General features: G+C 70.5%; 1 protein-coding gene. It reads right to left on the bottom strand.

The genetic code is table 11. The annotated features are described in order from the left end of the window. Positions 1–93: 93 nt before the first annotated feature. On the bottom strand, positions 94–21,519 hold the full coding sequence (locus F7R91_RS34285; RefSeq protein ID WP_150956130.1) for a WXG100-like domain-containing protein: 21,426 nt from the start codon (positions 21,517–21,519) through the stop codon (positions 94–96). Positions 21,520–21,631: the final 112 nt, after the last annotated feature.

The following is a 21,631-nucleotide window of genomic DNA, read 5'->3' as shown; positions in this document are numbered from 1 at the left end:
GGATCCTGTTCTGGGTCGGGGCGGCCCGGCGGCCGTACGCTCCCGGGGGAACGCACGGAACGCCGGGCACGGTTCAGACCGGGCGCGGGCGGATCAGAACGACCAGTCCACGGACGGCAGGGTGGCGGCGGGCGGTCGGCCGAGGCGCAGCTGCCAGTCGTCCTCAGGGGACCCGTACCCGTCCGTGGCCGCTGCCGCGAAGGCCCGCACCGCCTCGGCCTCGGCCCGCGCCAGGGCGGCCGGGTCGGCCCCGTTTTCTCGCAACCGGTGCAGGTCGGCGAGGGCGCGCGCCAGCGCCGTGCGGGGCTCGGCGCGCCCGGGGTGGTCGCGCTCCAGTGCCTCCGCGATCGCCTCCAGATCCGGCCCGTAGTGGGCGAGGTTCTGGTTCACGGCGTGCCGCAGGTCGGCGTCCCGCCGGTCGCGCCCGGCGTCATGGAGCGTGACGTGATGTCCGTCGGCGTCGCCCGCGAGCACTAGGGGGACGGAGCCGGGGTCGCGACCCGACACGGTGACCCGTAGCAAGGTGTGCTCGACGCCGTCCACGATGAAGCGGACGTACGACTCCGGGTCGGCCTCCAGCAGCGTCCCGGCGGGCAGCAGCCGGGCCCGCGCTTCCGCGACGGCGTCCGCCGTGGCGTAGAACTCCTGGGCGCCGCCCCGCTGGTCCGGTACCGCGAACCGGCGGTCGTCGGACACCTGGAGGGCGGGGCGCCCCTCCGCCGTACCAACCGGCCGCTCGAGCCGGTACACGGGGAAGGACTCGGCGTCCCTCGGCGGTCCGTTCAGGGTGAGCGCGATCTGTTCGAGCCCCTCCGGCACGGCCATGCGCGTCTCTCCGACCCGGCGGGGACGCGACACCGTCCCCACCGCCTCGTACTCGGTGACCCGGAGAACGGGGGCGGGCGACACGAGGGGAGTGTGGGTGGTCGGGGTAATGGTCACGGTGGGTACGGATGCGGGGGGTGCCGGGCGGGTGGGGTCGAGAGGGGTGGTGGATGTGTCGGTGTCGATGTCGGCGGCCAGGGTGACGACGACGGACGGCCGACCCGCCTCCGTCCCGTCCTCGTCGTCGGTTTCGTATCCGTCGTCGTCGGGGTTCTGGTCGTCGTGCTGGTTTTGGGTCTCGGTCTCGTCCTGGTGCCGGTTCTCGCCGTGGTCCTCGCCGTCGCTGTCGCCTTCGTCCTCGTCGTCGGCCTCGTACCCGTCGTCGTCGGGGTTCCGGTCGTCGCGCTGGTCCTGGTTCTCGCCCGCGCCCTCGTCCTGGTCCTCGGCCTCGTCCGCCTCCCGGTTCTCGCCGGGGTCCTGGTCCAGTTCGTCGTCGCCCTGGTCCTGGTTCTCGTCCTGGTGCTCGCCCCGGTTCTCGTCCTGGTCCTGGTTCTCGTCCTGGTTCTCGTGCCGGTCCTTGCCCTGGTCCTCGCCCCGGTTCTCGTCCCGGTCCTCGCCCTGGTCCTGGTCCTGTTCCTGGCCCTCGGTCCGGACATCCGGGTCCGTCTCGGTGTCGGTCTTCGGGGCTGTCTCGCCCTCGCCCTCCCTTTCGCCCTCGCCTGCCGGCTCCGGCGTCGGCTCCGGCGTCGGCTCCGGCGTCGGCTCCGGGTCAGGCTTCCGCTCGAACAAGCCCTCGTGCTTGTCCGCCAGGCCGTCGGCCGGCTCGTCCTGGAGCAGCCCGATCAGGCCGCCGTCGACCTCGATCTCGACCGTGGTTCTCCGACTGCCCGTGAGGACCCAGGTGACGTCGGCCTTGTAGTAGTGCTGAGTGCCCTTCTTCTTGTCCCGTTCGTCGACGGTCTCGCTCCGGCTCGTGCTGAGGCTGTGCCCGTGCTCGCCCCCGATGCCCAAGGACCCGCCCAGGGTCGTGGTGACGCCGGCGACGCCGGGCCCCTCCGGCGTGCCGGAGCCCATGGTGTGCACGGGGCCGTCCGGGACGACCGAGCCGGACCAGGCGAGCGTGGTCCTCTCCCGTTCCCGTTCCGTCTCCTGCTCCCGCACCTCCGTCTCCACGTTCGAGTCGAACTCTGCGGAGGCGAGGTGCCGGGTCCGGCGGACAACCATCCGGACGGTGACCTCCTCACCGTCCGCCACCGGCACGGTGTAGCCGCCGTCGAGGAGCTGCCGGATGTTGGCGCGCAGGTTCTGTTCGGTCGTCAGCAGATCGGTCCGCAGACCCGCCAGGGTCGCCGGGGCAAGGTCCTCGCGGGTGAGCGTCCCGGTGTCGTTCTCCGCGACCCGGCGCGGGAGGGCCGCGGCGGTGGGCAGCCACTTCACGATCCCGCCGAGTCCGGGCAGGGAGAGGGCCTGCACTGCCGGGGCCAGGTCCTTGGTGAGCCTCTGGACCTCCGGGGTCACGGCCGTGGGGCCCTGCGGGCGGACGCGGCCGACCGGCACCACCGGGGCGGGGGCCGTCGCGCCCGCGCGGGTCAGGTGGTCGGGCACCAGTAGCCGGACCTCGCGGTCCTCGATCGTCTTCGTCCCCGCCGGCTTGTGGCCCGAGGGGAAGACCTTCTCCCACTGGCCTCCCCACTGCTCGGCGAACCACCGTCCGGCCCGGCCGTCCGTGGCCCGGTCGATGAGCTGGACGGGGGCATTGAGCGCGGCCCCCGCCAGCCGTATGAGCTGGTGCGGTTCGGAGCCTTCGAAGATCTGCACGGTGTACGAGACCGGGTGGCTGAACTCCTGCGCCGTGCCGGTGACCTCGAAGCTGTGCTGGTCGCGTTCCGAGACGGTGACGGTCTTGGTGCGCCCGACGGACGTGTCCGCCCCGGCGCCGATCTTGGCCCCGCCGCGCGACAGGCCGTTCGCGTCGGTCGCCTTGAGGGCGAGGGAGAGCTGCCCGCCTCCCTTGTCCGACACCGCGGACGCGGACGCGGTCGACCGCGTGGCGGTGTCGCCCATGGCGAGCGTGACCTGGTCGCGGGGGCCCTCGTACCTCGGGTCCCCGACCTCGGCGGTGACCCGGATGCCGATCATCCGGGTGCCGCCCCCGGGCTGCCGCAGCTTGACCACCTGGCGTACCGAAGTGGTGCTGAGCGCGGCGAAGTTGGCGCGCAGGGCCTCCGGGGAGAACACGGTCTCCAGAGCGAGGGAGAAGTCTGTGGGGACGTCGTCGCCGAGGTGGTCCGGGATGCCCTTCAGCGTGCCGAGCAGGTTCTTGATCTCGGTCAGCACAATGTCCGCGCCGAGCTTCTCCACGTGCGAGACGGCCTTTGCCAGGTCGGCGTCGACGTACGTGCGGGGTCCGTGCGGCACGGCGGGCCGCGGGCCGGTGTCGGGCATGCCCAGGACACGGGCCTGGTGGTCGGGGACCGTCAGCTCCACGCCGCCCTCCACCTTCACGTACCGCTTCCCCGTGGAGTGGCCCGACGGGGTGGTCGAGAAGGTGCCGTCGGGCTGCCAGGTGTGGTGGGTGATCTCGTAGTAGGCGTCGGCGCGGTAACGGTGGCTCGTGCCCTTGTACGTGGCCGTCGAGGTCCCGGTGCCGGCCGAGGCGACGGTCCGCGCCTTCGTGTGCGTCCGGGAGGCTTCCGCGGACACGCTCGCGCTGACCGACTTCCCGGCGAGGGAGGCGTAGCCGCCGACGCTGAGGCCGCCGCCGTAGCCGAACGAACGGGTGCTGCCCGTACTGGACTTGGTGCCGGTCTCCGCCGTGTACGTGAGGTTGGTCCCGGTACCGGTCCCCTCGTGCACGGGCTCGCCGAGCCGCAGCCGGACCGTGAGGGCCTGTGCGCGGCCGGAGGAGTCCGGCGGCAGCGGGAACACCGCGCCGTGCGGGCTCGTGAGCTGCTCGAATCGGGACTGGAGGAAGTGTGGGGCGAGCGCGTCCTCGATCTCGGGGGTGAGGCCCCGGCGCAGGGCGCCGACCGTGTCCCCGGAGTGCCGGTCGAACTCCTCGTCCCCGGGCTTCGGCGTTCTCGCGCCGCCGTGCTCGGCGACCAGCGCGACCACGGAGTGGGTGAGCAGACGGGCGCTCAGAAACTCGGGATGGATGCCGCCGAGGCCGTCGCGGGGAAGGACGAACTCCGTGGCGCCGGCCCTGCCGAGCCAGTCCGGGTCGTCGCTCAGGAGGAACTCCGTCACCAAGCCCGTGGATATTCGGTGAGCGGTCGTGTCGTTGGCGAGGTGGTCGTCGCCGACGCGCACGACGGCGGACACGTCGTCGCCCTCGATGCGCAGCGACGAACCGGACACCTGGTTGCCCTTGGCGTCGTGGACCGTGGCAGTCAGGTGGTGGACGGCCGTGTAGGTGAACACGGTGTGCGGTCCGCTGGTCTCCTTTTCGCGGGAGGCCTTCACGGTTGTGGCCACGGAGTTCTTCACGTTGGAAGGCGTGACAGTGAGGCCGACCTTGCTCCCGGGTTCGAACCGCTGCTTCTCGCGGGTGTCGACCCGGACGGTGGCGCCGGCGGTGGCCGAGACGGACACCTGGTCGCCGACGCCGACGGTCTGGTTGGCGCTCCGCGTCACCGAGCGGGTCAGCGACAGGTCGCTCTTCACGGGCTCGCCCCGCAGACCGAGCAACTCGGAGCGCAGGTGCAGCCGGAGCTCCTGGTTGCCCGCCTTCAGGACGAGCGGGACGCCGGAGCCGAGGAGCTTGGGGAAGCGGGCCCGCATGCCGGTCGTGCCGAAGGCTGCCGTGAGCTCCCGGTGGAACTGCGCGTACTCCTCCTCGCTCAGCCGCTTCTTCAGGCCGGTCCGCTCCAGGTGCCGGTCGAGCCAGTCGAGCGCGGTCTTCAACACCTGCTCCGAGCCGGGGAGTTCGCCGACCACACCGGGGCCGAGGCCGTTGCGCGAGGCGAGGGCGGGCGGTTCGAGGGGATCGCTGCCGAAGTCCCGCTGGCGGAAGGGGCCGAGCAGGGCGCCGTTCTCGTCCACCCTCATCAGGTACGCGGCCGGCTGCCGGGGGTCGTCGCCGTCCCGGATGCTCAGGTAGGCATTGCCGGCGAGACGTTCGGTGAGCGCGTCGCGATCACGGTACCTCGCGTCGATCCGTACCTCCACTAGGCGGCGGCGGGCGGCGAAGTCCTCCAGTTCGCTCACGAGGTCGGTGAGCACCTGCATGGGCTGCTCCGCCGCCGCGGCGTCGGTGGCGGCGAGGTTGCGGACAGTCTGCTCGACCGGGTGGCGCAGAGCGCCCTGGACGTCGAGAGCTCCGCCGCCGCCCTTGAGGACGGTCAGTACCGGGCCGCCCTCGCGAGGGGGATCGGGGATGTGAAGCGGGACTTCCGAGTCGTCGAGCACAGCGAAGCCGAGCCAGGGCCGGTCGGCGCTGAGCCGGGTGAGCCGTGCGATGCCTGCGTCCCCCGGTTCCAGCGGTCCGAACAGCTCGGTGAAGGTGGAGGTGCGCAGGCGCTGGGCCGCGGTGACCTCCCCGGCGGCGTTCACGTGGTAGCGGAAGGCCGGTTCCGGCGCGGTCGCGTCCGCGAGACAGTATTCATCCGTACCGGGGACGACCGTCACCCGGGAGTGGTCGCGCAGCCTCGTCCACACGGGCCCGTCGGGGAGCGTGCCGGTCGAGGTCGCGATCTCGATCGGATGCCGACCGGCGATCTTCAGAAGACCCGCCGGGTCCGGCATCCCGCCGCTCGGGAACGGCCGGGCCGCGCCGACGTCGAAGTTCGCCGAGGGTTCCTGGCGGGCGAGCCGCAGCAGCGCGCGCACGGCCTGGCCCATGAGCCGCAGGCGAGACGGGGTCGGGGTCGCGGGGGCGTCCGGGCGCGGCCGGTCCGGCACGAACTCCGTCGGCACGGGGCCGAGCAGCCCAGCCTCGAAGGTGCCGGCCTGGGAGGCGGGCACGCCCACGGCGAGCTCCAAGGTCGAGTCGAACGAGAGCGGCGTCCGCGTCGACGACGACATGAACTCCACGTGGAACCGGGCGGTCGCGTGGTACTCGACCTGCTTCTCCTCGGCGTGCTTGACCTTCACCTTGGTCTTGTCCGAGCCGCCCACGTCGGAGTTGTGCGAGCGCGCCACGTTGAGAGCCAGCTCCACGCTCGGAACGACCATGGGACCGTCGGGGTTTGTCAGAAAGGACGCGCCCAGCGTGAGGCCCGACTTGTCGCCGAACTTGCTGCTCGACTTGACGCCGAACGCGTCGGAGAAGTCCTCCCGCACCTGCAGTTTCCCGCTCGTCAGGCCCATTCGCCGCAGGCCGGTCAGCTCGGCGCCGACCACGAAGTGCCCCACCGTCGACTTCTTCGGGAACCCGCCCGCGGAGAACACCCCGGAGGTCAGGCTCCCGGTGCTCCACCACTGGTTGGCGTCCTTGAGCGCCTTCTCGTTGAAGAGGTCCGTGGCGACCGTCGAGACGAACGCCGCGGAGACGTCCGGGGCGTACCCCGCCTTGGTCATGGCCGAGGCGAGATCGGTCAGCAGGGGGCCCGGCGCGATCGCGTTGACGGTGGAGGGCACGGACTTGAGCGCCTCGGGGGCCACGACCTTCCAGGTCCTGCCGTCGCCCGAGCGGTCGGTCCCCTCCGGGAGGGCGAGCCGCAGCCGCAGGGGGAAGGCGAACTCCGCCTTGCGCGTCGTGTCCTTGTCGAGCACGTGCACCTGGACGCGTACGTCTCCGTCGAACTCGTGCATCTCCTTGAGCAGGGTCCGCCCGGCGCCCTGGGTGTCGGCCGTGGCGGTCCGGGACGTGGCGTACGTGGTGCCCGCCTGGACCTTGACGGACGGGACCGTCCCGGTCACGTTCGTCATGTTCGCCAGCTTCACCGCGGCGTCCACGGCGCCTGCCGCCGAGAGGTTGCCGCCGGCAGACACCGCGCGGTTGGTGACGGCCTGGTTGCGCGAGGCGTACGGGGCGAGCTGCTCCTTGGGCTGGGCCGCGTGGTGCGTGAGGTCGTCCGGCCGGGCGGTCACGATCACGACCTTGCCGCGTGTGTGGAAGACCGCCCCGTTGCGAAGGAAGTCGTTCCAGTCTCCGGCGTCGGTGCTGGAGAGGACCGGGGTCAGCCGCTTCATGACCTTGGCGGCCGTCTCCGCGCCCATCCCGGCGTTCCTCAGCTCGGCCCCGGCCAGCTTCAGGTCCCTCTCCATCTGGGCGTGACCGGACACAGACACGACCCGCCCGTCGCCGAGCGCCTTGCCTTCGCCGACGTACCAGGGCGCACGCGGGGTCGGGGCAGTGGAGCTCACCGGCGAGGGTTCGAGCGGCTCTTGTTGCTGTTGAGACGTCGAAGGGCCCTCGCCGTTGCCGGTTTGCCCGAACGGCACGGCCTCGGAGAAGTCCCTGGACGTGTCGCCGCCGTCGGTGAGGTAGCCGTTGGGCGCCGCAGTCGTCGTCGGCCCGTCGTCGGGCGACAGTTGGCCGTCGGGCGGCATGTGGGCGCCGAGGAGCGTCGTCTCGACGGCGGCGTCCCTGCCCGGCGGCAGGAACAGCCTGACCCAGTGGTCGGGGACGAGGCGGGGCGTACCGTCGGTGCCCCAGACGACCTTCCGGGCCACGGCCGTGTGGCCGGGACCGGTGGTGTCCGTGGTGAACGGCCCGGTCACCGACGGCACGAACCACAGGGTGGACCGGGGCGCGTACGCGGTGAGCGGCAGGTCGGGCCGCAGCTCCCGCAGCGCACGCAGCGTGTCTGCGGCGTACGACCTTTCCATGTTCTCGCCCAGACCGCAGGCGGCGAACTGCAGCGGCCTGGTGGTGTCCCACACCCCGTCGTCGGCGAGCCGGGACAGCACGACGGCCAGTTCATGGGCGGTGACCCGCTCCCCGCGCCAGGTGGGCGCGCCGTCGGTGCCCGCGACGTGACTGGCGAGCGTGAAGAACCGGTCGTCCCGGGGGAACCGCCCGACGGCGCCGCGGATCCGGTCCGCCTCGGCCGGGTCGGTGTCGGGGTCGACGAGGTGGTGGGTGCCGTTGTCCTGGTGGGAGAGGGTGAGCGACGCGACGAGTTCGTCGATCCGCTCGGCGGAGGACTGGGGAGTGCCGGGGACGGGGACCTTGCCGTTCCCGAGCTCCATGAAGCCCAGCAGGTTGTCGTCCCCGTCGTCCAGCAGGTCGACGGGCGCGCCCTTGTTCCCCTCCTGATCTGCCGGCGTGGTGTTGTCGTTTCCGGGGGGCACCGCGTCGGGTGCCGGTGCCTTCGCGTTCGCCTCGTCGCCGAGCGCCTTCGCGTCGGAGCGCATGCGCTCTCCGCCGACGCGCCGGAAGTTGACCCGGACGTCCTCGTCGCTGGCGAACATCTTCGCGATCTCGGCGTACATGGTCTCGTACTTCGTGTCGAAGACGAACCGCAGACCGTGCGTCTCGCCCACCGGGGAGGTCTCGGCCATCTTGGGACCGGTGCCGTAGCGGTTCCCCGGGTCCAGGGGATCCTGGTCCTCGTCGGAGACGAACTGCTGGGTGAACGTCTCCTTGCCGGTCGCCTCCTTGGCGGGTTGCCGGGGAGCGGCCTCGAAGACGCCGGGGTTCTCCGGGCTCAGGGTCTGCCCCTGCCTCGACTTCTCCGGGGCCTCGTAGTCGTGGTAGCCGCTGTACTTCGTGTAGGAGGAGAAGTCCGCCTGGTAGTACTGGTGGAACTCGTGGAACAGCCTCCGGATGCCCTCGGTGTCCGCGTCGTCCAGAGTGGCCAGGTAGCGCGTGGTGCCGTCGGACGTCACCAGGGGCTTGCCCTGCAGCCGCATGTACGCCGAGACGATCCAGTGGAACGCCGCGTCGCGGTTGGGGCCGGGGTCCTTGGCGTGGAACTTCTTCCGGTAGTAGAAGCCGAGGGGGTCGGAGTCGACCATCATGACGGCCGCCCTGTACGTGCGCGCCAGATCCTTGTCGTTGTCGACGTCGCCCCACAGGTGGCGGTACCGGCTCATGAGGTCGACGGCGCCGCGGTGCTCGGCCTCGTAGTCGTGCTGCTCCTTCTTCTTCGGGCCCTTCTTCGGCTTCTTCTCCTCGGGATCCGGCTCTTGGTCCGGGTCCTTGTCGTCCCCGTACATCACCTTGGAGTTCGCCTTCTCGATGTCGTGGAAGAGGATCGCCTTGACGATCGCGTCCACGGGCACCACGCGGCGGTCGTCGTCCATGTCGCGGTGGGCGAGCTTGAGGTACTGGCCCAGGACCATCTGCGCGTGCTGGAAGAAGGTGTACCTCTCGCTCGGCGCGCAGATCTCCCCGTACAGGAGGGAGAGTTCGGGGTAGTCCCGGATCAGGCGGTTGATCAGCCGGTGGGTCGGCTCGCCCGCCCGCCAGAGCCGGGTGAGGTCCTCGCCCGCCCTGAGCTGAACGCGGACGTCCTCCTTCCGCCGCCGGCGCATCTCGTCGAAGTCGTGCATCAGCGGCGCGTCACTGACGTTCCGGTCGCCCTTGACCTCCTGGTGCTGACGGGAGAGGAGGTAGCCGATCTCGGCGTGGGAGGCCCAAGTCAGGACCGTGTCCACCATGAACTGCTCCACGGTGTCCTTGGCGGCGGCCTCGGCGGGGGACATGGCGTCGTGGTCGGGCACGCGGAGGAACTCGAAGGTGAGGTCGGCGCCGTTCTCGTCCCGCAGGTACTCGTTGTGGTCCTTGAGGAACTTCTCCAGGGCGTCCAGACGCTTGTCGTAGGCCAGTACGGTCGCGTCCGGGTCCACGAGGAGGCTCGGCCTGCGGTCGGCCGGCTGCTGCCGGGACTGCTGCCACGTGGAATAGAACTGCCGTAGCTGGTTGGAGATGTTCCTCAGCTTGTCGGAGCTGTTGACGTGCTTCTTGTTCTGGACCCAGGGGTTGTAGTCGGACTTCAGCTGGGGCGCGCCGACGCCCGGGATGCCGAGACGGTCGCGCAGGCTGTCGACGTGGAGGATCGTGCCGTTCTTGGAGTGCGCCGCGCCCTCGTCCTCCGGCGTCAGGTCCTGCCTGTCCTCCCGCTCGTAGTACGTGATCAGGGAGTTCGGCAGGATGCTCTCGCGCAGCAGGGCAAGGTGGCTGCCCCGGATGCCGAACTGGTTGCGCTCGCCGGGCTGGTCGGTGTTGATGGTCCGGTCGGTGAGTGGCGTGGGGCCGTCGATCGGGTCGGGGGCGGAGCCCTTCTCCCGCGCCTCCCACCTCTTGCGGTAGGCCGCCTCCGCGGAGGTGGACGGCACGGCGAGGGGGTCACGCAGTCCCTGGGGAACGAGCGACTCGCTGCCGCGGTAGACGTCGCCGAGCGAGTTGACGTCGCCCTCGGGGATCGCCGTCGAGGTGATCTGGTGGTAGACGTGCAGGGGGACGAGGTAGGAGCGGATGAGCGGCCTGTTGGCGTCCGGGTTCTCCGCCTTGTACTTCATGGCCCAGGCGACGGCGCGCGCCGGGGTGCCGATGCCGGTCCACAGGGTTCCCCCCATGTTCGGGCCGGTCGCCACGACGACCTCGCCGGTATCCGGATCCTGTTGGATGTCCTTGTACCTTTCGGCGGTGACGTTTCCCGACTCCCTGTCGATCACCAGGGGCGTCTGGTTGGTGACCGCGGTGTAGAAGCGGACGCGCGGCCCCTTTTCCGTCATCTCCACCTCCACCTCACCGCGGTGGATGTAGAGCGCCTTGCGGAACTCGTAACGGCTGTCGATCTTGGTCCTGGTCTCGACCGTGACCTCGCCCGTGGTCTCGCCCGTGGTCTCGTCCGTGACCTCCTCCGTGACCTCCTCCGTGAACTCCGTCTCGTCCTTGCGGTGGACCAGGGTGGAGTCGAAGGGGCGGCTCGGCCCCGCGTAGGCGACGCCGGGCAGACCGAGGACCGGAGCGTCCCGCGGCGGCCCGTCGAGCGGCCCGTCCTCGCGGTCGTCGGGCAGCACTTCGCGCAGGGTCACCAGGCTGCGTCCCGATTCCGTCGACTCGAACGAGACGACCTCGACCCGGGTGTCGGAAGTGAAGGTCACCAGGCCCGAGGCCCAGTCCCGCCTGGTGCTCCGGTCCGCCTCCTGGGTCTCCAGCCGGAAGACCACGTTGTGCTCGTCCAGGGGAGTCGCCGCGGAGGTCTCGTAGACCCGCGAGCCGACCAGTTCGTCGAGCGAGAACGTCATGCGGTGGGAGTCCGTGAGGTCCGCCAGCTGCTGGAACACCGCCAGTTCGTTGAGGTTCATCGTGTCGGATCGTTCGAGAACCCTTTGGAGCGGGTGGAGTTCGGCCAGGATGGTTCCCCGGCGGCGCAGGACCGACGGGGACGCGTCGCCCGTCAGGTCGAGCCCCGTGATGTCACGGCCGCGTGTGGTCGGGGTGAACATGGCCAGGCTCTCCACGTGCGCAAGGTCCCGCTCGACGGCAAGCTCCCGGATCTCCGCCGCCAGCGCGTCGGAGACGGCGCGGGCGCGTTCCATGCCCACCTTGTCCGCGGCTCCCGGGAAGCGGTTGTTGCCGCCCGCGGTGACCCGGATGTCCAGCGCGTCCCAGGACGTGCTGTTGGCGCGGCGGACGAGTTCGGGGAACAGCTCCCTCGCGAGGTCGCGGATGACCGTCCGGCCCTCCTCGGTGAGCGTCTTCTCGCCCTTGCCGAAATCAATGGTCCATTGTCGGCTGGCGAGACCGTCCGAGGTCAGGCTGAACGACGAGGACTCCGTGTCCCCGTCCTCGCCGCCGAACTTGACGGCATCCCCGTGAGCGGGACCTTCGTGCTGTGTGAGGTGTACGGCGCCGACAGGGGCACCGCTGTCGCCGACCGCGGTGCCCCCGTCGGCGGTGTGGTCGCGCGTGCCGGTGTCTGTGTAGAGGCGCCAGTCCGCGGAGCCGCCGACGACGGTGACCCTGCCGTCGGTGGTGACGCCCACGTGGTGCGCCGTGAACAGCCCGTCGCCGCCGGGCACGTACCAGACGGGGGCGTTGGCGGCGAGCGCGGTGAGGGGGGCGGGGCTGTCGGGGTCCGTGCTTCCCTTGGCGCGGTGCTTCCACAGGCCGCTCATGACTGTCTGGACGGTGGCCTCGTGGTCGGGGGTGGCGAGGTTGCAGGCGGTGAACCGGATCTTGGTGATGCCGTCGAGCCGACCTTGGTCGTGGGCGTCGGTGAGGGCCTTGAGGATGACGTCCGGGTTGTGCGGGGCGTCCGGGTCGGTGTGCAGGCCGACGACGAAGACGCCGGGGCTCGGCGGCAGGGAGGCGAGCGCCCTGGACTGGGCGGCGTTCATGGGGCCGACGGCGACGCCGGTGGGGGTCTGCCGCACGGGCTGGTGGCGGGTGAAATCGCCGATGGCCGTTTCGAGCTTCCGCACCAGCGAGGCAGCGTCGTCAGGCCAGAAGCCCGGGGCGCCGACGTCCTCGCGCCAGAGCGCGGGCGGATAGCCCTGGTCCACCAGGAGGCGCTGGGTCACGATCCCGAGGGCGGTGGAGACATGGGTGTTCGACGACGGAGGGATCTCGGTCCGGAGCTTCAGGACGAGTTCGGCCACGGCCGTCAGGCGCGTTCCGTGGCCCGGGTCGCCGGCCAGGGCGGCGTAGTAGTCGTCGAAGGCGCGGTCGAATCTGTCCCGCACGTCGTCGGGCTGGGGAACGTACGGCTCGGCCACTTCGTGCAAGCGCTCCAAGATGGAGCCGAGTTCGTCCCACACGCCGGTCTGCGGGTCCTGGACCCTGTCGTCCGGCCGGGTGACACGCTCGATCAGGTGCAGGTAGGAGTCGGCGTGCAGCCGGAGCCAGTCGCGGTTGGCGTTCCCGCCGTCGCCGAGCGCCTCCCGCAGCAGCCCGGCCGCACGATCGGTCAGACCGGGCGTCCCTTCCAGGAGCGGCGTCAGCTCGCTGTCGGGGAGCGCGCGCAGAGTGCGTGGCACCGACGGCAGGAGGGCAAGCGCGTCCGGCGTCCGCTCGTGGGCTTCGAGCCCCAGGGCGACCTCGTCCGGGAACCTTCCGCCGGGCATGGCCTCCCGCAGCGTGTTCTCGGTCAGCGGCGGGAGTGAGCGGAACCTTCCCCAGTCGTCGGTGTACGACAGGACATGTGCGTACGGCGGGGCGCCGGTGGGCCGCTGCTCCTTGGCCAGCACGTCCTGCTCGAACGCCGCGGACGCCGTCATGATCTCGTGGAAGGTGTGGTGGCCGATCGGGAGCATGTCCGCCATGAGGGCGAGCCGCACCAGCCGGAAGTCGACCTTGACCCCCCACTGCTTGGCCATCTCGTGGACGACCGTCAGCGTGAAGTACGTCGTGTTGGACGTGCCAGCGCTCATCAGGCCGCCGGTCGTCTCGGCCGTCACCTGGCTCTCGGTTTTCAGGGCGATCTGTCGGTGCCGCTCGCCCGGTTCCCACGTCAGCCGGCCGTTGTCCAGTGCGTGGTCGCGCTCGCGCCTGCTGAGAGGCGGAACGGTCTCCTCGGGCCGCAACTCGGTGCGCCTGCGGTGGTCCTGGTCGCGCAGCAGCTCGCCCAGGCGGGGGTTGTTCGCCTCCTCGCTCTGCAACCGCGCCTTTTCCCGCTCGAGGTTCTGGACGACGTCGGCCTGCTGCTGGATCTTCTTGGCCTGTTCCGTGCCCTCCGCGCTCCGCTCGCGCTTGAGGATCCGCGGTGCGGGCTTGGTCAGCTTCAGCTTGTCCAGGAGGGGGCCGTGGACCCCGGTGACGAGCATGTGCATCTGCTCGCGGATGTTCCCGTTCTTGACGACGGCCTCCAGCGTCGTCAGTTTGTTGCCGACGGAGCCGCTGCCGGTATTCGCTGCGGTGCCGAGCGCGATGCGGTCTTTGTCCGACAGCTTTTCCCAGGCCGTCTCCACCAGCGCCTGCACCTGCCGCTGGACGTCCGGCACGTGGGTGAGGTACTCGCCGAGGGCACGCTCGGCGTCGCGCGACGCCTCCGCGTACGCCAGGCGGCTCGCCGTCCAGACGGCGGTGTGGTGCTCGTCGTGGCCCGGGTTGGCGTAGAGCGCCTGCCCGACGCGGCTCAGCACGGCGAGCGGGAGAGGTTGTTCCGGGCTGCCCGGACCCCGCAGACCCCGTTCGAAATCCTGGAGGGAGGCGATCGTGTCGGCCGGGCCGGTGAGCGTCACCGTCGCCAGCCGGTCCTTGCCGACGAGGAGTCGTCCGTCCCCCGTGTCGACGGCGTCCCCGGCCGGGACCCGCACCGTCAGCCAGTGCTCCGTGCCGGGCGGCAGCTCCATGACGAGGGTGGTGTACGGCCGGTCGTCGGTGCGCAGGAGCCGGTCCGCCCGGCCCACCATGGAGAGCGGGGACTCCGGAAGCACCAGATAGGCGGTGGTTTCCTCCGCCGTGCGCGTGCCGAGAGCGTCCAGCTCCGCCCGCCAGTCCCTCGGTTCGGGCGCGTCGTCTCCGTCCCCGTGGTGTTCGGGGCTGTCGTGGGGCGCGGGGTTTTCGGTACTGGTGCTGGTGTCGGGCGCTTGGTGGTTCGGCGGTGTGACGTCGAGCGGCGTGATGTCGGGCGGCGTGACGTCGGGCGTGCCGCCCTCCTCGGGAGCGGAGGTGAGCGGGCGGGCCCAGGAGGGATGGGCGGCCATGACGGCCTCGGCGACGGAGGTCGCGAAGGTCCGGAGGCGGTTGCTCCTCTTCCCGGGGTTCGCGGGCTTCGTCCAGGCCGACTCGATGTGGAGCTTGTTCGGCAGCGGTATCGGAGTGATGCCGAGGTCCAGCAGCATGCGCGGCACCAGGAACCGGGAGAGGACGGTCAGGGCCGTCTCGGACGACCCGATGGGGAGGGGCTTCTCGTAGAGCGACAGGAGCGCGTCGGCGACGGCCCTCAGCTGGTCCACGCGCGTGGTGGCCGTCGCCAGGGTTTCCCTGTACTTCCCGAAGACCTGGTCGACGGCCTCGCGTACCTCCGTGCCGGGAACTTCCAGCGGGTTGCCCTCGACCCGGGAGCGCAGGCCGAAGTACGAGTGGCCGTCCAGGGTGTGCAAGGGACTGCCCTGGAGGCGCGCGCTGTCCAGCAACTCGCGGAGCAGGGACTTCTGACGCTCGTCCGGGCCCCCCGGGAGCAGTTCCGACAGGGCCTCGTCGGACGGCGTCGCCGCTGGTGCGACCGTGGGCTCGCCAGTGAGGGGGGCGTTCCCGGCGTCCAGGACGCCGGCCATGCCGAGGGTCAGCTCGGCCGTCAGGACTACGGTGTCGTTGTCCCGCCAGAACGCCGTGGTGCGGGCCTTGTCGTACAGCAAGGTCGGGGGGAAGCCCTCGTCCAGGAGCAGGCGCTGCAACAGGATCTCGACGTCAGGCCTCAGCAGCTCGCCCTCCGCGTCGGTGTGGAGGTTCTGCATCAGGTCCGCGACGGCTCTGATGCGTTCGTCGGCGCTGTCGGCGGCGGAGAATTCGGACTGGTAGAGCGAGAACGCATCGTCGACGGTCGCCTTCGGCAGGTCGCTCCGCGCCTCGGCCGGCAGCTGGTTCCGCAGTTTCCGGTACGTGTCCGCGTTCATCGTGTGCCAGATGTCGCCCCGGGAGCGCCGGGTCTCCGTCACCTCGGCGAGCAGATCCGCCGACGCGGGATCGGACAGCAGCGCCGGCCACCGCTCCCGGGGCAGGTGGCGGGACAGAAGGTTTGGAGGTCCGTCGTCCTGGCCGAACTTGACGGCCTCGGGGTGTGGTGCGGTGAGGGCGGGTGTGGGGAAGCGGACTGTGCTGTCGGGGAGGGTGTCGGCGTCGGGGGTGATGCGGGTGGGTGTGTGGTCGGGGTCGCCGCTGTCGCTGTAGATGTGCCAGGCGCCTTGGTCGACGACGGCGATCTTGCCGTCGGGGGTGAGTCCGATGTGCTGGGCGGTGAGGAGGTGGCCGCCACCCTCTGTGTCGCCGTTCGTGGTGGGGATGTACCAGACGGGGGTGTCGGCGGCGCGGGCGGTGAGCGGGTCGGGGGTCGTGGTGCCGGTCGTGGCGCGGTGTTTCCACAGGCCGCTCATGACGGTTCGGACGGTGTTCTCGTGGTCGGGGGTGGCGAGGTTGCAGGCGGTGAACTGGATTTCGGTGATGTTGTCGAGCCGGCCCTCGTCGTGGGCGTCGGTGAGGGCTTTGAGGACGGCGTCGGGGTCGTGCGGGGTGCGGGGGTCGGTGTGCATGCCGACGACGAAGACGCCGGGGCGTCGGGGGACGGCCTGGAGCGCGGTGGTCTGAGCGGGTGTGAGGACGCCGACGGCGATGCCGGAGGGGATGTCCCGGACCGAGGCCTCGGGCGGCGAGGTGATCCATGTGCCGGGACCGGTGTTGTCGTGGAGGACGGAACCGGACTCCGTGACGTCCTCGATGGCCTCCAGGTAGCGGTGGGGCAGGGTGCCGTCGGGGAGTGCGGTCGTCGCCATGACCCCGGACGCGTCGGCCCGGTCGGGCGTGTGCCGGAACAGCGTCTCGGCGTCGTGGTAACGGTCGGGCAGCCCCGCGTAGTGCAGCAGTTCGTGCAGCAGCATGGCGTCGTCGCGGCTGCGCACGTCCGGATCCGTGTCGTCGGCGTGGAGACGGAAGTGCAGCTGGTCGGACCTGTTCCCGGTGCCGGCGTCCCGGCTCACCGTGACCCAGTCCTCACCCTTGACGCCGTCCTGGGTCGGGGCCACGGGGTCGAGCCGCACCTCCATGTGGAGCTGGTCCCGGCTGCGGGGCAGTTGGAAGCCCAGGTTCACATGGGTGTCGAGCAGGTCCTGGAGCCGGTCTCGCAGCGCGGCGACGTCGGAGGCCGAGTGGGAGTCGTCGACGACCACCGGAAGGGTGATCTGCACCAGACGCACGGCCCCGCCAGGCGCATTGTCCCCGTCCGGCGGCACGTTGAAGCGTTGGACGTCGGCGCTGATCAGCGTGCGCCGGCCCGCGAGTGTTCCGTCGCCGATTCGCCGGTCCGCCGTGCCCGGGAACGGACCGGTGGCGTCCGGGTTCGCCGAGGGGTCGAAGCGTTCGGTGCGGATCCGGGCGGGCGGCGGCACGTCCTGGCGGCCCGGTGTCCACCTCCACGCCGACCACCGGTCCGCCGGAATCGGTCGGTCCGCCGGGTTGACCTCCTGGGGCAGCTGCTGCCCCGGCAGGGTGTGGGGGGAGTCCTCGGGGACGGCGGGGCTGCCGTCGTCGCGTGGGTACTTCGTGGTCCTGTCGTCGTCATCGTCGAGAGCACGCTTGTTTCCGGAGGACGTCCTGGGCCGGGGGTCCCCGCTGTCGATGTCCATGGCGTCGGAGTCGGAGTCGTCCGAGGACTGTGCCTCCGCGTACTCCTGGAACAGCTGGAGCCGGTACTGTTCGGCGATCTCGTCGGGGAACAGGCCGTTCTCCGCGACATGGGCGCGCAGCACCTCCTCCGGCAGGACACCGAGGGCGCGGTAATGGTCCCGGCCCGGGGCCTGTGGCGGGGCGGGCATACGAAGGGCCTCGATGTCCTGCCGTGTGCCGCCGCCGTAGTTCTCGGCGAAGGCGGACGAACCCGCGAACACCTCGGGCAGGGAGTGATGGCCCTGTCCGACGAAGGTGGCGATGATCGCGAGCCGCAGCGTCTGGTGGTCGATGGGGATGTTCCATCGGTCGGCCATCAACTGGGCGTACCGGTGGAAGGAGTAGGCCGAGCCCGATGTGCCGGCCATGACCAGGCGTCCCCGCTCCTCGCTCTCGTGCTGCACCGGCGTGTCCATCTTGAGAGTGAAACGGCTTCCGCCGGGGATCCACCGCAGCTTCCCGCTCGAATTCACGGCGAGCGCCTGTTCCGGCCCGCTCAGCGGGGGCACGGCGTCCGCTTTCTTGAAGGGCCGCAGGACGGAGTCCAGCGCCTGCCATTTCTCGTTGAGCTTGCCCAACTCCTGCGGATCCGCTCCGGTCCTCTGTAGTTCCTTGATCTTCGTCTCGGCCTTGCGGTAGTCGCCGAGGTCAGGATTGTCGATTCGCTGCGGACGCTCTCTCGCGATGGATTCCGGGTAGCTCGGTTTCTGCTGGACCCTCTGGGGGAGGGCCTGTGAGGCGATGGAGTTGAAGAACATGGTCATGCGTTCGCGCAGGTTGCCCGCGTCCACGACCTGTTTCAGCGCTCCCCGGTCCGCGCCCACGGCGCCGGGCATCTCGATGCTCTTCGTGCCCAGTTCGTGGTGGACGTTCGGCCTGTCCTTGAGCTTGTCCCAGACGGTCCGGGACAACACCCGCGCCACCTCCTGGACGTCCGCCAGCGTCGACAGGTAGTCGGCGAGACGTCTTTCGTACGTCTGCGACGCCTCCATGTAGCGGATGCGGACCAGGTCTTCGGTCGAGGCGGGCAGGCCGTCGCCGGGCGGCGCCTGGTTCGACGGGTTGTTGGAACTGGTGCCGGAGCCGGAACGCGAACCGGAACTGGAACCGTCGCCGTTGCCGCCCTGGCCGAACTTGACGGCGTCGGGATGTTCCGTGTCGACCGCGGGCGTGCGGAAGAGGAAGCGGACCGCGTCGTCGGGGAGGGTGTCGGCTTGGGGGGTGATGCGGGTGGGTGTGTGGTCGGGGGCGCCGCTGTCGCTGTAGACGTGCCAGGCGCCTTGGTCGACGACGGCGATCTTTCCGTCGGGGGTGAGTCCGATGTGCTGGGCGGTGAGGAGGTGGCCGTCTGCGGTGTCGCTGTTCGTGGTGGGGATGTACCAGACGGGGGCGTCGGCGGCGCGGGCGGTGAGTGGGTCGGGGGTTGTTGTGTCCGTTGTGGTGCGGTGTTTCCACAGGCCGCTCATAACGGACTTGACGGTGGACTCGTGGACAGGGGTGGCGAGGTTGCAGGCGGTGAACTGGATTTCGGTGACACCGTCGAGTCGGCCGTCGTCGTGGGCGTCGGTGAGGGCTTTGAGGACGGCGTCGGGGTTGTGGGGGGTGCGGGGGTCGGTGTGCATGCCAACGACGAAGACGCCGGGGCGCTGGGGGATGGCCTGGAGTGCGGTGGTCTGGGCGGGGGAGAGGACACCGACGGCGATGCCGGAGGGGATGTCCTGGACCGGGGCTTCGACCGGCAGGGTGGTGCCGTCGCCTTGGTCGTCGCCGATACCGCGGTCGTCATCGGGGTGGCGGTTGCCGTCGTCGTCACCGCCGCCGTCGCCGACGGGGAGCAGGGTGTCGTCGTCCGCGCCGTCGTGGGGGATGAGGTAGTCGAGCCCGTTCGCGGCGGCCTCGTCTATTTCGGTCTGGAGCGGGTGGGGCAGGGGGCCCGTCGTCGGCTCGGCCTGCGCCGGCATCTCCGTATGCGCCGGAGGGATCGTCTGCGGCGTTACGGGGGTGGTGAACGGGTTGCCGCTGCTCTGTGTCATGGGGCGGGCTGTGGCCCGGTCCTGGTGCTGGTCCGTCAGGTCCGGGGTCAGGCTCTCCCTGTCGCCGCCCAGCAGGGAGGAGAGGTCCGACGAGACGGTGACCTGGGCCGGCTCGGCGGCCGTGTCGGGGTCCTTCTCACCCTCCTTCTTCCCGCCTGCGTCGGTGGACGAGTCACCGTCCGGCTCGTTCAGGAACAGTGGGTCCTTGGCGATCTGGTCGCCGAACGACGGACCCAGGTCCAGATCGAGGGGCGTGAAGGCGCCGTCACCGTCGCTCTCGACCGTGACGTCCGGCCGCTGGGGCAGGTCGGCGAAGAAGGGCGTGCCGGTGATGGGGTTGGAGAAGACCCACTTCACCATGTCCTTCATGTCACGGGTGAAGCTCTGGTCCTGCGCCTCGGATGTGGGGCGCGGGACCGGCCACGGTGCCGGGTTGCCCGTCATGTTCGCCACGAACGAGGCGATGTTGATGGGATGCAGCAGCCCGAAGTACTTGCTGTCGTGCGGGTTGTCGGCGTGCTGGTGGGTGAGGACCCAGTTCTGGTACCTCACCGTGATCGGTTCGAACGCCCGGTGCAGGCCGTGACTCAGCGCTCCCATGGCCACGCCGGAGGCGAACGGGCCGCCGCTGACCTTGAACGTCCCGTCTCCGAAGATCAGGTTGTAGAAGCCCTCGCTCAGCATTTCGTTCGTGCCCTCGTTGAGGAGGGACGAGATGGCTCCGCCGAGCTGGTACATCGGGCTGCCTTGAAGCGGGTTCTCCTGCTTGAAGATGCGGGCCAGGGCGTTGCTGTGCTCGGAGCGGGCGAACAGGTTCGGCATCGAGTCGGCGAGGTTCTTCAGCGGGGCCAACCGGCCGAAGTCCCCCATCGCCTTGGTGAGGAGCTCGGGCAGGTCGGTGTGGTCCGCGCCGAGCCGTACCCACTTGCGGGTCAGCATCTCGCCGAACTCCTCGCCCGCCTCCCTGGCACCTGCCTGCCCGAGATGCTTGGAGAAGACGTCGCCCATCTTCTTGGAGAACGAGTCCGCGATGGTGCCCTCGCCGAGCCGCATGAACCCGGTCTCCAGATTGCGGCTGACGCCGCCGAGGAGGTCACCGACGTCCTTGGCGAAGGCCGACCGCGCCTCCTTGGTGACGAGGAGATCGTCCAGCCGGGTCCCGGCGTCGCCTGCCACCCGGCCGACGGCCGACGTGTCGGGGGCCTTGGCGGGTGTCCCCACTGTCGGCGTGTCCCCGGCTGCGGCCTTGCCCGTGCCGGGAGCGTCGTGGCCGCCGATGGTCTCCGTCCGGTTCGCGGCCGGAATATCGGGCTTGTCCGTGGAGGGGGTTGCCGTCTTGCCTGGGGTGGGGACGTCGCCCTCGCTCGTGGTGGGCACGCCGCCCTTGCCCTTGGCGGGAGCCCCCGTCGCCCCCGACGCCGGCGCGTTCGGCTTCTCCTTGGGCGTGGTGCCGCCCGGCGTCTCCGTCCTGGGCCGGCTGGTGGTGGTCGTGGGCGGGACACCGTCGCCGACGGTCTTCGGCGGGACCGGGGGAGGAGTTACTTCGTTCGGTGTCTTGTTGGGCGGGATCGGCGGCAGGTCCTTGTCCGTCTTGGACGCGATGTCGTCCAGGTTCGACTTCAGCCCCGTTCCGGCCGTGCGGATGTCGGGCTTCGGGTTCGGCACGATGTCGTCCAGCGTGTCGTCGACCTTGTTCAGCACGTCGTCGACCCGCTTGCTAATGATCGACTCGGGGGTCTTGCCGCCGAGGAGCCTGCCGAGCAGCTTGCCGCCGTAGTGCGCGAGGATCTCCAGCGGACCGGCGACCACGCCGGTCAGCGCGCCCTGCTTGATGGAGTCGATCAGCGACTCCGTGTTCCAGCTCGTGGTGTGGCCCGCGCCGAGCTGGTAGAGCTGGATCACCGTGTCCTGGAAGATGCCGCCGACGATGCCGATGAAGGTCTGGCTGATGATCGTCTGGAGCAGCCACCGGAAGAGCTGGTGGACGCCCTCGCGTGTCGCCAGGAACGCCGCCGAAACCGGGCCCCACGACGCGCCGAAGGTGAAGGGGGAGAAGATCGTGGCGAACAGGATCTCGGCCAGCAGTTGCACCAGCTGGAGGATCGCCATGATCTTCGTGTACTCGACCTGGTTGGCAACCTTCAGTGCCACTGCGGACAGCTGACGGGACAGCTCCGCCGTCTGCTCCAGCTGGTTCGCGCCCGCCGTCTGGCCCGTCAGGTCGTTCATGGCGACGAGGAACGCATCGGCGGCCTCGCCGTCGAAGTCGTTCTTGACGATCGGGATGAGTTCGATGACGTACCCGGACAGCGTCTCCAGGTCCCGCGCGATGGAAGCGTAGTGCTCCGACACCCGCCGCATGAGGTCCTCGTCGGCCTGGGGCCACTCCATGCCCGACACGAAGCCGAGGAAGTCGGCGATCCCTTCCGGCGGGTTGATGGCCATGGTGTGGAGGTCCTCTGATCGGGCGGACGGCTGTGCCCGGAGGAACGGGGACGACGGTCCGCGCGGTTCAGTGGGGGTGTGACCGCGCGGACGCGGGCCGGGTGGTGGGGGC

It is taken from the genome of Streptomyces luteolifulvus (assembly GCF_008806595.1).
GTDB classification, from domain to species: domain Bacteria; phylum Actinomycetota; class Actinomycetes; order Streptomycetales; family Streptomycetaceae; genus Streptomyces; species Streptomyces luteolifulvus.
Note: the sequence above shows the minus strand (reverse complement) of the source record. Positions and strands in the feature narration are given on the sequence as shown.

Bases quoted from the DNA above. Each gene is read 5' to 3' on its own strand.
- F7R91_RS34285 (WP_150956130.1), bottom strand. From the start codon at position 21,519: ATGGCCATCAACCCGCCGGAAGGGATCGCCGACTTCCTCGGCTTCGTG.